The organism is Faecalispora anaeroviscerum (genome assembly GCF_947568225.1).
In the GTDB taxonomy this organism is placed as follows: domain Bacteria; phylum Bacillota; class Clostridia; order Oscillospirales; family Acutalibacteraceae; genus Faecalispora; species Faecalispora anaeroviscerum.
Genome location: NZ_CANOOQ010000001.1, coordinates 154,920 through 168,307, shown reverse-complemented (window position 1 = coordinate 168,307; position 13,388 = coordinate 154,920). Strand labels below are relative to the sequence as shown.

The following is a 13,388-nucleotide window of genomic DNA, read 5'->3' as shown; positions in this document are numbered from 1 at the left end:
CATTTCAGTACCCGCCCTGCGGAAGCCGAGCGATGAGAAAAAGCCGGGGCAGTGTATCGGTGCGTACCGCATTTTCCGCCTCCGCGGAGATTCCCGGGAGCGCGGCGGCAAGATACTCCGCGGTACGCTTCCGAAGTGAAAGCGCAAGGTTCACCTTCTCAAACGCCGCCTGCAGCAACGGGAGAAGCTCCGTGTTTCCCCGGCCGCTCAGTTTTTCTTGCAGAGCGATCAAATCGTCCTCCGAAAGTTGCAGTGTGAAAGGATTCTTCCCGCACAGCACACACCCGAGCGCTGCCGTCAGTACCGGGCCGCACAGGTTCAGCGGGAGTTCCCGGTAATCCACCGGGAGACCGCACAGCAGTCTATGGATCACAGCCGGCGAAAAGCAGGTGCAGAATTGGTTTTCGCAATCCACACGCTCCACATATTCCCGAATAAATTCAACCCCAACAAGATCGGTCACCGGGTGCAGCAGCGGGTAATCCGCCGTAATGTGAATCTGCTGCGCACCGAACTGCGGCCGGTACAAATGAAAAAATCCGTTGATACCATCCTTCACCGTCGAGCGGTAAAACACATTCGGGGTTTCCATCAGCCGGCGAACAAGGCCGGCGTGAAACAGCCTGGTTGTTTTCAGCATCCGGTCTATTTTTTTGCCACCGCGCACAAACAGCGCTTCCGCTCCTTCGCTGACAAGCGCCAGAGCGGCATCCTCCGCATTTTCGTATTGCTTCAGACAAATGCCGATGGTAAACAGTGCCGATTCAAAAATACTCTCCGCTTCCTCTACCCGAACAGAACTGCTCTCCATCCCGTTATAAAGCTGGGTCTGCCGCGCCAGAACGGAAAGGCAGGCCATCTGCACCGCCTCGATCTGTGATGCGGAAAGTACCTGTGCCAGAAAAGCCTGTTCCAGCAGAGAAGTGAGATAATGCTCGCCGCTGAGCAGCGAACGGTCAATCCTGCTGATCCGTTCAAGAGAGTCCATCGTAATCCTCCTCGTCGTCCTCATCGAGCGCTTCGCTGTCAAAACTTGCAGGGCGGCCCCAGCGCAGATTTTCCGCCAGGTGGTACATCTCCCGCCCTGCCAAAAGCTCCAAAGAGCCGCCACAGGGGCCATCATACGCTTTCTTCATAAAATCGATCAGTTCATCATCGGAGATGCGGTCTGCCGTTTCGTTTTTATACGAATAAAACAGCTCCACCAGTTCGTGGAGCGTAGATTCATAATTTTGGCCCATTAAATAGGGAGAATCGCAGAAGGCATAAATCAGCTTCTGAATGACTCCGCCGCCAAACTCGATTCTGCCGGCCGTTTTCAGTGCGAACGCGCGGGTTTCCACCAGCTGCGCCGCCTGCCGCTCCGTCAGCTCCATGCCAAAGTGCGCCGAAATCTCGTTGCATTTCATAATTTCGTTGATCGCCTGTTTCTGTATCAGCCCCTGATTCAAAAATCCCAGCTCAAACCCCAAAGTGAATCACTCCTCCCTTAGCAGCAGAACGGTGCTGCGCACCGCTTGACAAACAACGGACTCACAAAACGCCTCTGTATCCTCAATCACGCGACGCCCTGAAATATAATTTGAGATTTCCCCAACAAGATAGCAGTGAATAAAATGTACAGTTTCCTCCACTTTACCGGGGGCCGCAGGATGACCGGACAACTCCTGCCAAATTTGAGCAACCGCGCGGTTCATTTTCTCCCGAGCCGCCGTTACAGCAAAAGTATTGCTCTCAGGACGCTGCTCCCCCAGATATTCGAGCCAGACCAACCGGAACCAGCCTGTATTTTTGAGATACACCTGCACCACGGCGCAAAAAAACGCTTGCAATTTGCACTCCGGCTGGAGCGCGGTATGGGTAGCATCGTCGATCTGTGCCGACATCCGCTCCACACAGGCAGTATGCGCCTCCCACAGCAGCTGCGGGTACGAGGAAAAATAATTATACAGATTTGTGTGGGCGCAGCCCAAAGCCCGCGCAATCTCGCGCAGATTCAGGCTTTGAACGTCGCGGCGGTTTCGCAGCAGCTTCAGCGCCGTATGGATGATCTGTTCCCTTGAAATGGGTTTCCGGCTATTCACACGTTCCCTCTCCAATCTATTACCATTGGTAATTACAGGTGGTAATAGATTGTATCACGCTTACCGCCCACTGTCAACCGGAAACAACGGTAAAAAAGCGATGCCTCAGACTACGCCTCTTCCCTGCGGGCTTTACCGTGCGTTCAGGATACAAGATTGAGCTTCTGCGGAGTAGGCCCTTTGCAGAAAAAAGAAATCTTAGTAATTCTGCGGATAGGATTGCAAAATAATCTGCGTTTGCTGTATGATAAAGGAATCAATGATCAGGAGGGAAACACAGCATGAGGGACGAAACCAAATGCATTCACTGCGGGTATACCCCAAAAAACTCAGAACCGAAAATGGTTCCGATCGTTCAAAGCACCACCTATGTGTTTGATTCGACACAGGAGGTCGGCGACGTATTCGACGAACCGACCAAAGCGCTGATTTATTCGCGCTTTGCCAACCCCACCGTGATGGCGGTCGAACAGAAAATCGCCGATCTGGAGGGTGGCGTGGGTGCGATGTGCACCTCCTCCGGTCAAGCGGCCACACTGCTTTCCGTTTTGAATCTGTGCAAGGCGGGCGACAGCTTTATCAGCACCTCGCAGATTTATGGCGGAACCATAAATTTATTTGCCGTCACCCTGAAAAATTATGGGATTGACTGCATTTTTGTGGATGCCGACGCGGACGAAGAAACCATCAGCGCCGCGGTACAGGAAAACACCAAGCTGATTTTCGGCGAAACGATCGCGAACCCGGCCCTGAGCGTGCTGGACATTGAGAAGTTTGCGCGGGTAGCCCACAGCCACGGGATTCCCCTGATTATGGACAACACCTTTGCCACCCCCATGCTGTGCAAGCCGTTTGAGTTCGGTGCGGATATTATCGTACACTCCACCTCCAAATACATGGACGGCCACGCGGTGCAGGTGGGCGGCGTGATTGTAGACAGTGGAAATTTTGACTGGACGAACGGCAAATTCCCGGAGTTTACCGAGCCGGACGAATCGTATCACGGCATTACCTATGTGGGAAACTACGGCAAGGCCGCCTACATTATCAAGGCCAGAATGCAGCTGATGCGCGATTACGGCGCATACCCGGCGGCAAACTCCGCGTTCCTTCTGAACCTTGGGCTGGAAACGCTCGCCGTGCGCATGGAGCGCTACTGCAAAAACGCGATGGAAGTCGCAAAATATCTTGAGACCTGCGACAAAATTGAAAAGGTGATTTATCCCGGCCTGGAAGGCGACAAATATTATCCGCTCGCAAAGAAATACCTGAAGGGCACCAGCGGAGTCATTTCGTTCATCATCAAGGGCGGCAAGGACAACGCGGTCAAATTCATGGACGGCCTGAAGCTGGCTTCGATTGAAGTACACGTAGCAGACATTCGCACCTGCGTGCTGCACCCCGCCAGCGCCACGCACCGCCAGCTGACTGACGAGCAGCTGTTTGCGGCAGGCATTAATCCCGGCATGATCCGTTTCTCCGTCGGGCTGGAAAGCGTTGAGGATATTATTGAAGATATTGAGCAGAGCCTGAGCAAAGTGTGATTCAGGCCGCAGAATAAGAGAAGCTTTTCAACATTTCTTATCAAAATGTTGAAAAGCTTCTTTCTTTTACCAGTTTAAAGGCAGTCCGCCCTCCCAATCGGGGGGACTGCCTCGTGTTTTCTGATTACTTCAGCGCCTGACGGATCCGGTCGATCAGCTCCGCGTTCTTCTCCGCATCAAAATACACCTGGTCGAGATTCATGGCAAATGTTCCGCCCCACTCGGCGCCGTCACGGTACTTTGGCACCAGATGGAAGTGCAGGTGATGCCCGGTATCTCCATAGGCGCCGTAGTTGATTTTATCCGGATGAAACACCTCGTGCAGCACCTTGGCCACACGGTTCACATCGGTAAAGTAGGCGTTTCTCTCTTCGTCTGAAAGCTCGACCATCTCGCTCACATGCTTTTTATGGGCCACGACAACCCGGCCCTCGTGGCTTTGCTCTTTGAACAAATACACCTTTGAGGTTTCCAGCTCACAAATTTTGATTCCAAATTTCTCCAGAAGCTCGCCTTCCACGCAGTATGCGCACGTTGCATCCATGTTATTTGCTCCTTTTATTTTAGTTTGATCAGCCTGTTATTTCCAATAGCGAATCAATTATAAATCGAAACACCTCCCGCGTCAACCGAAATCCCATGATTGCTGCGGGTTCTTTCCGATGATTTTTTTAGATAAAAACGAAGCGGAGACTTCCGAAGGAATCCCCCGCAAAGCCGGAAGCGGTACAGAATAAATCTTACTTCTTTTTCTGCGCTTTTTCAAAGGCGGCCTGCACGGAATGTGATTTTTCTTTCCGGTTGATCTGCGCGAGCAGCTCCGCAATCTCGCCGCCGACCATCTCCACCTCCTGGTGGAACAACCTGGCCGAAACACGAAGCGCTCCGTGACCGAGAATGATCATCTGCTCCATGCCGTCGGAGGTGGCAACCCGCACCCGGTACTGTTTGGCAAGCTCATAGGTTGTTTTCTCAATATAGGCGTCAGCCGTTTCGGCCTGCTTGGTATACACTACGCTGATGTTATGGTAGCGCTGTACCTCGCCTGTATTGCGGGGAACACGGTAGGCGTCGAACACCAGAATCAACTCACATTTGCGGTACCCCTGATAATTGCAGAGCAGATCCATCAGCAGCTTTCGCGCGGTGTCAAGACTCTCCCGCGCTACCGTTTTCAGCTCGTCCCACGCAAAAATAATATTGTAGCCGTCCACCAGCAGATATTCCGGCCCGGTCATAATCGGGCGGACGCTTTCCCGTGTCGTCGACGATTCCACCCCGCGCAAAAGCTGCTTCTGCGGCAAAAGCTCACGCTGTTTGGCCGGGCCATAGGTTCGCTCAAAAATGGCCTGCAGCTCCTTGTCCTGCTCCAAAGCACCGGTGTAAGAAACGGACGGCCGCGCTGAAAAAGTGGGAGAAGCTTTCGTTTGCTGATTCTCCCCGCCAAGGTGAAGCACGCTTTCTACGTGCATATAGTCCCGCACCCGGTTCCATGGAACGGAAAAGCCCGCTCCATGCTCGCAGAAAATAGAATCCGCCGGCTGTTCTAAATCCCGCTCTGGGTCATAGCCAATAGCGGCAACCACCGCCGCCTGATTGCGGCAGGGCTCATACCCACGGAAAAAGCAGGCAAGCTTTCCCCGGCCCCGAGTGTAGGAGAGTACCTCCCGCCCATAATCGCGCAGCTCCGCCACGGGGGCGCTGCCGGCGATGAGCGCCAGCTCGCCGCCCGGCTCCGGAGGGGCGCAGCTGCCGCCCATGCGCTGAAGGTCCGTCATGGCTCGGCCCACATTTTCGGCGGGCACCTCCAGCCGAACATCGTACCACGGCTCGAGAAGGATGCTTTCGGCGCTCATCAGCCCCTGCCGCACCGCGCGGTAGGTCGCCTGACGAAAATCGCCGCCCTCGGTATGCTTTACATGGGCCCGACCGGCCACAAGTGTAAGGTTCAGGTCGGTAATGGGCGCGCCGGTCAGCACGCCGCGATGAATCCGCTCCTCCAGATGCGACAGAACCAGCCGCTGCCAGCTTCTGTCGAGCTGATCCTCCGGGCAGGCACTCGAAACATGCAGGCCACTCCCCCGCTCCCCCGGCTCAAGGAGAAGATGCACCTCCGCGTAGTGGCGTAAGGGCTCGTAATGCCCCACCCCCTCTACCGCGGCGGCGATGGTTTCTTTATAGACGATGCTGCCGGAATCGAACTCCACCCGCAGGCCGAAGCGTTCCAGAATCAGACTTTTTAAAACCTCGAGCTGCACCTCACCCATCAGCTGCAGTGAAATCTCCCGCAGCGGTGTGTTCCACACCAGATGAAGCTGCGGGTCCTCTTCCTCCAGTGTACTCAGCTTCTGCATCGCGCTGTGCGGGTCACAGCCCGGCGGCAGAATCACCTTGTAGGTGAGCATCGGCTCGAGTGCCGGGGCTTCGGAAGCGCCTTCGGCGCCGAGGCCTTCCCCGGCACGGGTTTGGCTTAAACCCGTTACGGCGCAGATGCTGCCGGCTACGGCCTCGTCCACCGGCTGGAATTTCGCCCCGGAGTACACTCGAATCTGATCAATTTTTTCTTCCCAGTCCTGGCCGTTCAGCGGCATTTTCACCCGAAGGGTTCCCCCGGTCACCTTCAAATGCGTCAGTCGGTTCCCCTGTGCGTCCCGGGTGATTTTAAACACTCTGGCTGCGAATTCCGCCGGGTATGCGGGAATCTGCGTGTAAAGCGTCAGCCCCCGCACCAGCTCATCGATGCCAGACAGGCGCAGCGCGGAGCCGAAATAGCAGGGGAACACCTTACGGCGCGCCACCAGCGCGGCGGCCTCCGCCTCGGAAAGCTCACCCTGCGCCAGATACCGGCTCATCGCTTCCTCTTCGCATACGGCGATATTCTCCATCCAGGTGCTGCGGCTCTGCTCCGCCCCAAAATCAACACAGCCCTCCGAAAGGCCGGTTTTCAGCTCCCGCAGAAGCGCCTCGCGGTCTGTGCCGGATAAATCCATTTTATTGATGAACAGAACCGTGGGGATTCGGTAGCGGCTCAGCAAACGCCAGAGCGTGCGGGTATGGCTTTGCACGCCGTCTGACCCGCTGATGACGAGAATGGCGTAATCCAGAACCTGTAACGTGCGCTCCATCTCGCTGGAAAAGTCCACGTGGCCGGGGGTGTCGAGCAGGGTGATTTCCAGATCGCCGAGCGGCAGCACCGCCTGTTTGGAAAAGATGGTGATGCCGCGTTCCCGCTCGAGCGCTTCGGTATCCAGAAAGGCATTTTTATGGTCGACCCGGCCCAGCTGCCGAAGCCGCCCACAGGTATAGAGAAGCCCTTCGGAAAGTGTGGTTTTTCCCGCGTCTACATGTGCCAAAACTCCAACTACCAGTCGTTTCATTCCCGTTCCCCATTATCCTATCGAATTGCTGTGTTCAGTCTTAGGTTATCATACCATTTCACAGCGGGTGAATCAACCGCCGACTCAACAGCCGAATGCAGTACACCCCTGAATTCTTTCAAATTCAGGGGTGCTTATAATCAATGAAACAAAACAAGCGCTGACGCGTTCACCGATATTTCTTTGCCTGCTCCGAAAGCAGAGCTTGCATAGAAGCGATCAGGCTTTCCGGCGCGACGATCTCTGCCTTTTCCCCAAACTGAAAAATCCAGCTTAAAAAGACCGGGCTATTCGATACCTCAACGCAGATTTCAAACGAATCGCCGCACTCGCGAAAAGGCACCTCAGGCCCGAAGCGATCCAGCACAGCATTGACAAGGCTTTGATCAAATCGCAACGTCGCGCTGACCAGCTCGCCGCTGTACATACCAAATACCTGCTTGGTATGCTCAGCCACGTTAAACCGCCTTTGATCGGGCATGTCCGCTGTTTCCTCGCACACCGCAACCTGGCACATCCGGTCGACGCGGTAATGCGCGAAATCATCGTATTTGGTGCTGTAACAAATCAGGTAGTATTTGTCGTCATCCCAGCACAGCGCCATCGGGCTCTGGCAATACCGCTCACCGTCTTTGCGGTAAACGCGCTCTTTATCCGTGTTGTAATCAAAATATTGAAAGCTGATTTTGCAGCCGGAATTGATGGCGGCATGAATTGCATCGATATTGTAATAGATGCTCTCGTTGATGGTTTTGGGCCTGTCCGCCACATACACCTGCCGCCGAAGCTGGCTGGCCTGTGGGTTGCTCGTCAGCGCGGACAGCTTTTGAATCAGCTCCGTGCTTTTCTTTGGCGTAATAAAACGCGAGCTTTGCACGGCGTCTACCAAAAGCTTCAGCTCGGGAAGCTCAAATTTGCGCGCATCGATGTAATAGCCAACCGTTCTGCTCCTCTGCGATTCCACATCCAGGCCGAACTGGCTCAGCAGCTCCAAGTCTGAATAGACTGACTTGCGCTCAGCCAGAATTCCATACTCTGCCAGCGCGGCAATCAGCTCTTGTACCGTCATGGTGTGGTCCGCATCCGTGCGTTCCAAAAGAATTCGCATCAAATAAAGCAGCTTCATTTTTTGATTCTGTGAAACAGGCATAACGTCACTTTCCAATCGAATGAATGGTATTTTCAGCAAAGCCCCCATGTGTAAAATCAATTTTTGATTCTCACTAAGACATTCCGAAGCGCCCTTCTCGCCCAAAGTTTTTCTTTGAAGCAGAAAGAATAAGACCAGTATACCATAATTGCCAATGATTGGAAATTATTTCCTGAATTATTTTTGAAACAATTTAGTTTAACAATCGTCTAATCGGGTGTTTGCGTTCTGCTTTTTGCCGGATTCTTTCACAAACACGTAGTGATCTTGGTTAGAAAGCTCTTTGCGGTATGTATACCCCATTCGGTCAAAGCCGCGAATGTCAGCAGGATCGGTCAGCTGCTGTTCAGCCAGCCAGCGAACCATTTCGCCGCGCGCCATTTTGCACAGGGTCCCCTTTTCGATCACCTTGCCGTCTTTCCGCTCCCCAAAGGTGCAGGTGAGAAAACGCACCGATCCCGGCAGATACGGCAAAACGGCCTTGCTGTATTCCTTGGAGGCAAGGTTCAGAATCAGGCCGGTTTCGCTGCAGAGGCGGTGCGCCAGCCTGTTTCCCCAAAAGGCATACAGATCCTTTTCCCCGCCCACCGAAAGCCGGGCCTGCATTTCCAGCCGATAAGGCGTTACCCCGTCGAACGGACGAAGCAGACCATAAAAGCCCGAGAGAATTCTCAGGTGCTCGCTGATATACCGCAGCTGTTCCCTTTCAAACACGCCGGGAGCCATATATTGATACTGAATCCCCTCGTAGGATAAAATGGCCGGAGTCAGAGCATGACGCAAATCCATCGTTTGCACCCGCCGGTAATTGAGGTCGGCAATGGAATCATTACAGCGCCACAAGGCTTTCAGCCCGGCATAATCCATATTGCGCAGACAGCAAAGGAGCGTTTCGGTCTGCCCGAAGAACTGCGGCATGCTCTCACAGGGGAGGCTGTCGGTATCAGTATTCATTTTTTTCGCGGGAGAAATGATGATTCTCATGAGTACCCATCCTTGCATATCTGTTTGTATCTGATTGTACCATAACCACCGTAAAAAAACCACCTTACTTCCAAAGCCTTTTGGCCTTTTCTGACAGGATACAAGCACCTATCAAAGCGGCGGAATCATCAGCGTCATCTGAAACTTTCCACTCTTGAGATATTACGCAGAAATTGCTATAATAAAAGGCCATTAGGGTGTTTACCCGGTTTCAGCATCATCCTTTGGCCAAAAGCATTTCTGGGATTGCAAGGGACAAGCCGCAGATTTTGTTTGCAAAAAGAGACGTACCAAAAACACATCTCCTTGCTCGATCCCGGGCAGATACAAAAACGAACAGCAGAGGCTTTGCCGCTGCTGTCTGTTTTCTTCCGTTCTTCTACCAATTCGATCAATTTTAAAACTTCCCGGGCAGCTGGACAAACTCGCACACCATAACAAATCCATACCGCCTATTCAAATGTAAGAGAAAGCATTTCACCCGCCGCAGCGGCAAAATCAGCATCGTGGTGCAGAAAGGCACGTACCAGCCATGGGTCAAACTGTTCCCCCGCATGCAGCGCCAATTCTCTGCAGGCGCATCCGTGAGAATGTGCCCTTCGGTAAACCCGATCACTGGTCATCGCATCATACGCGTCGCAAACCGCCGTAATGCGGCTGAGAAACGGAATTTGGGGACCGAGCAGCCGGTGCGGGTATCCCTTGCCGTTCCACCATTCGTGATGATATAGGGCAGACTCCCGAGCAGGCTGCAGCAGATGCTGTGGAAATTCGCAGATACCACCTGTTTGCGCGCGTTCAAAAAAGAGCTGTGCGTATTCCGGGTGCCTGCACAAAATCATTCTTTCCCCTTCGGTCAGATGGCCCGGTTTTGTCAAAATTTCAGCGGAAACCCACGCCTTTCCGATATCATGATAGATGGCTGCCTGACCCCAAACACCTGACTCCTGCGCATATTTCCTAAAAAATTCATATTTTAGAAGGCGACGGACAAACAGCGCCACCAACGCACCAACGCGCTGCATATGCTGTGTTTCTTCGATGGGGAGTGCCTCAAAAATCTCCGCAACTGAATTCTGCGAATTTAGAACGATGTCCATAGTTTTTCTCCCTTACGCAGCGCAATAGAATTTCAGAAGGATGTTTCGCCACCCTCTTGGTTTCCCGAAGAAGATTCCTGCCGTAAGGTAAAATGCTTTACCAGTGTGTGCAGTGTTTCAGCCTGTGCGGAAAGCTCTTCGCTCGAAGCGGCACTCTCTTCTGCCGTGGCGGAGTTCATCTGAATCACCCCTGAAATCTGGCTGACCGCCAGATCGATCTGCTCGATGGTAATAGCCTGTGATTTGGAAGAATCTGAAATTTCATGAACCAGCTCAGCTACCACCGCCGCCTTTTCCGAAATCTGTCGAAGGGATTTTTCGGTCTCCACCACCATATGATTGCCGTTACTGATTGCAGCAAGTGTACTTTGTATTAAAGCGGTTGTGTTCTTCGCAGCCTCTGCACTTTTCCCTGCCAAATTTCGCACTTCGTCTGCCACGACGGAAAATCCCTTGCCCGCTGAACCGGCTCTGGCCGCCTCTACCGCCGCATTCAGTGACAGGATATTGGTCTGAAATGCAATATCATCAATCGTTTTAATAATTTTTTGAATTTCGCTGGAAATATTTGCGATCTCTCTCATGGCATTCACGAGCAGCTTCATCTGCTCGTCTCCGCGCTGAATTTCCTGCGTGGTTTCTTGCATATTATCACTGGCGCGCTGTGCCCCGTCTGCATTCTGCTTGATTCTGCCCGAAATCTCGCTAATTGATGCGGCTAGCTCTTCCGCCGAGCTGGCCTGCTCCGTCGCCCCGGCAGAAAGCGATTGGGCGCCTACGGAAATCTGCTCGGAACCTGCCGCCACATTCTGCGAGGAAAGGGAAATCTGAGAAAGCACGCTGTTCAACGATGTTAAAATTTGCTCCATAGAGTGCTGGATCGGCACAAAGTCGTTCTGGTATTCCATGCCCACCTGAACCGTCATATTCCCGTCAGACAGCCTCCCCAAAACATGCGAAATGTCGGAAATATAGCCGCGCAGGCTGACGATCAGCGAGCGGATATTTTCAGCCAGAGAACCGAGTTCATCTTTCGAGCAGTAGGTAACCTCTGCGTCGAGCCTTCCGTCTGCCAGGAGCTTTGCCGCTGCTTCAATCTCTTTAATTGGCCTTGTCAGGCTTCGGATCAGATAGGCGGAAAGTAGCAGGATAATCACTATCATCACCACAGAGCAGGTTACTTCTATAAGAATCGCCCAGTTTCTGGCCTGTTGTGCTTCCTGAAAATACTCGTCACCCACAGAAACGGCGACGGCATTAATTTGGGTGGCAATATCGAGGGCTTCCGTCATAAGAGGAACATACTCATTCTCATAAATCTGGTAAGCTCCCGTTTTATTCCCCGTCTCTATGGCGTCCATTATCTTCTGACGCACCGTTATTCTGTCCTCTTTTTTTGACAGAATGGTGTTTACCCTCTCCAAGTTTTCCTTGCGGGTCAGATTGTCTTTCAGGTAATCCAGATTTTCGTTAAACTGGGCAGCCCCTTCTTCGACCTCTTTCTGATACTCTTCCGTTTTTGATTTGTCGCTATTCATCAGCAGGTTCAGTATGCCTTTTTCTACCTCATTTACGGAGCGGCGCAAATCAAGTGAACGATAGCTGACCTGATGCGGCCCTGAGTAGAAGCCTTCAAAGGATTCAGAGACGGTGCGCAAGCCGAAAAGCAATGCCACCAAAACGGATGCCGTATATAGAATCAGAATCAGTGCAAAGGTGATAGATAATTTTTTTCTGATCGAAAGATTTTTCATGTTAGTTCCCTCACTCTTCAGATAAATAATCGTTACCCCCCCGGTAGCCCGGGAGTCAGCAACGATGCCACACGGACAGAGGTCACACACCCCGGTAGCCCAATCCGCGCATAGCGGCAAAAAAATCGGGTAATGTAACTTTAATGGAATCGCGGTTTATTTGAAACCGCGCCGACTCATCTGAAAATGGCAGGTTTTCTTGCTTTTTAGGCATTTATGACGGAGTCAGGGACGGCGAATGTATTCGTTTCTGAATGCAGAAGGTACATTGCGTTAAATTTTTCAATTGCTTTCTGTTTTTGCTCAAATAAAGAGTGGGCGTAAATATTAAGAGTGATAGAAACACTCGAGTGTCCCAGAATTTCACTGAGTGTTTTAATGTCAACACCAAGCTCCAATGCACGTGTGGCGAAGGTGTGCCTGATCGCATGAAATTTGCGGCTTTTAACCCCTGCCTGCTTCAGGATTCGCTGAAACAGCTTTTGATATCCCCTTGGATCAAAAGGGGTTCTTGATCCCGAAAGCACATAGCAGGATTCGTTGCAGGAATGTATTTGGAGTTCACGGCACAAATCCAGCAAAAATTCAGGAAGCGGTACCTTTCGGATGGATGACTGACTTTTCGGCATACCGACCGAAAGAATCGTTTTTGTTTCGCCAGGCTCAAAGTTTTTAATGCGTGAAACAGTTCTTATCACCGACATAGTTTTTGCATCAAAATCGATGTCGCCCCACTGCAGAGCGCACACTTCTCCCAGACGGATTCCGGTATAGAAGCAGCAAAGCAGGCCCAAGGCCGCTTTGTTATTAAATTCTATCACCGTTTTTTCAATCAATCTCTGCTCTTTCATAGAAAACACCTGAACTACTCCGCCTGAAGCTTTCGGCAACGTAATCATTTTGAGAATTGCTTCAAAATCGCCCGAGGTTTTTCCGATATTTCTTAGCGCGGTTTTAAAAATAGATAGTATTTTACGCTTGTAAGAGTCGGATAAATAGTCACAGTATTGTAGCTGTATGACAAATTCCCTTGCTTTTTCTGTAGTGATGTATTCGTTCCCTTTTTTCTCAAAAAAAGGAATGACGTATTTTGTCAGGCAGCGGTAATAGCTTTCATAGGTTGAGGGCTTAACCCGGCCAGAAAGTCCTCCGAACAGCCATTCTCTGAATAAATCAGCAGTTGTATGAGTCTTATACTGGTGTTTTTTTTCATGGCCTTCAGAATCCTGTAAAAGTCTTTTCTTTTCCTTCACTTCTTTATAGCTCTTTGCATACACGTATCGATATTTACCGTCAGACCGCAATACACGGCCTTCCCATCGCCCATCTTTGCGTTTATAAATATTTTCTCCTCGTCTTGGCATATCAATTGCTCCTCCTTTATTTGACCGTTTT

The 13,388-nt window shown here is 51.8% G+C and carries 11 protein-coding genes; 1 reads left to right on the top strand and 10 read right to left on the bottom strand.

Annotated elements, in window-relative coordinates; genetic code table 11:
- Positions 1–4: 4 nt before the first annotated feature.
- The 3 genes from QOS46_RS00865 to QOS46_RS00855 are packed head-to-tail and all read right to left on the bottom strand — an operon-like array spanning position 5 to position 2,084.
- A complete protein-coding gene (locus QOS46_RS00865; RefSeq protein ID WP_283606563.1) occupies positions 5–988 on the bottom strand; it encodes a DUF6179 domain-containing protein in 984 nt (327 codons plus the stop codon).
- Positions 975–1,472, bottom strand: a complete 498-nt coding sequence (locus QOS46_RS00860; protein ID WP_283606562.1) for a DUF6323 family protein — start codon at positions 1,470–1,472, stop codon at positions 975–977. Before QOS46_RS00860 ends, QOS46_RS00865 begins: the two co-directional genes overlap by 14 nt.
- Positions 1,473–1,478: 6 nt before the next feature.
- A complete protein-coding gene (locus tag QOS46_RS00855; protein WP_283606561.1) occupies positions 1,479–2,084 on the bottom strand; it encodes a TetR/AcrR family transcriptional regulator in 606 nt (201 codons plus the stop codon).
- 281 nt (positions 2,085–2,365) lie between these two features.
- On the opposite strand from QOS46_RS00855, the gene QOS46_RS00850 reads away from it, so the two are divergent.
- Positions 2,366–3,628, top strand: coding sequence for an O-acetylhomoserine aminocarboxypropyltransferase/cysteine synthase family protein (locus QOS46_RS00850; RefSeq protein WP_283606560.1), 1,263 nt, complete (start codon positions 2,366–2,368; stop codon positions 3,626–3,628).
- Positions 3,629–3,752: 124 nt separating this feature from the next.
- Here QOS46_RS00850 and QOS46_RS00845 read toward each other — a convergent pair whose 3' ends face one another.
- The 7 genes from QOS46_RS00845 to QOS46_RS00815 form a co-directional block, all read right to left on the bottom strand.
- Entirely contained in the window at positions 3,753–4,172 is a 420-nt protein-coding gene (locus tag QOS46_RS00845) for an HIT family protein (protein WP_283606558.1), read from the bottom strand.
- A gap of 196 nt (positions 4,173–4,368) precedes the next feature.
- Positions 4,369–7,005, bottom strand: a complete 2,637-nt coding sequence (locus QOS46_RS00840; RefSeq protein WP_283606557.1) for a translation factor GTPase family protein — start codon at positions 7,003–7,005, stop codon at positions 4,369–4,371.
- 169 nt (positions 7,006–7,174) lie between these two features.
- Entirely contained in the window at positions 7,175–8,155 is a 981-nt protein-coding gene (locus QOS46_RS00835) for a helix-turn-helix transcriptional regulator (RefSeq protein ID WP_283606556.1), read from the bottom strand.
- 198 nt (positions 8,156–8,353) lie between these two features.
- Positions 8,354–9,139, bottom strand: a complete 786-nt coding sequence (gene yaaA, locus QOS46_RS00830) for a peroxide stress protein YaaA (protein ID WP_283606554.1) — start codon at positions 9,137–9,139, stop codon at positions 8,354–8,356.
- Positions 9,140–9,591: 452 nt separating this feature from the next.
- On the bottom strand, positions 9,592–10,239 hold the full coding sequence (locus QOS46_RS00825) for an HD-GYP domain-containing protein (protein ID WP_283606553.1): 648 nt from the start codon (positions 10,237–10,239) through the stop codon (positions 9,592–9,594).
- Positions 10,240–10,271: 32 nt separating this feature from the next.
- Positions 10,272–11,993, bottom strand: a complete 1,722-nt coding sequence (locus tag QOS46_RS00820; protein ID WP_283606551.1) for a methyl-accepting chemotaxis protein — start codon at positions 11,991–11,993, stop codon at positions 10,272–10,274.
- A gap of 206 nt (positions 11,994–12,199) precedes the next feature.
- The gene (locus QOS46_RS00815) at positions 12,200–13,357 is read right to left on the bottom strand and encodes a site-specific integrase (protein WP_283610743.1); all 1,158 of its coding nucleotides are present in this window, start codon (positions 13,355–13,357) and stop codon (positions 12,200–12,202) included.
- Between the last annotated feature and the right edge of the window lie 31 nt (positions 13,358–13,388).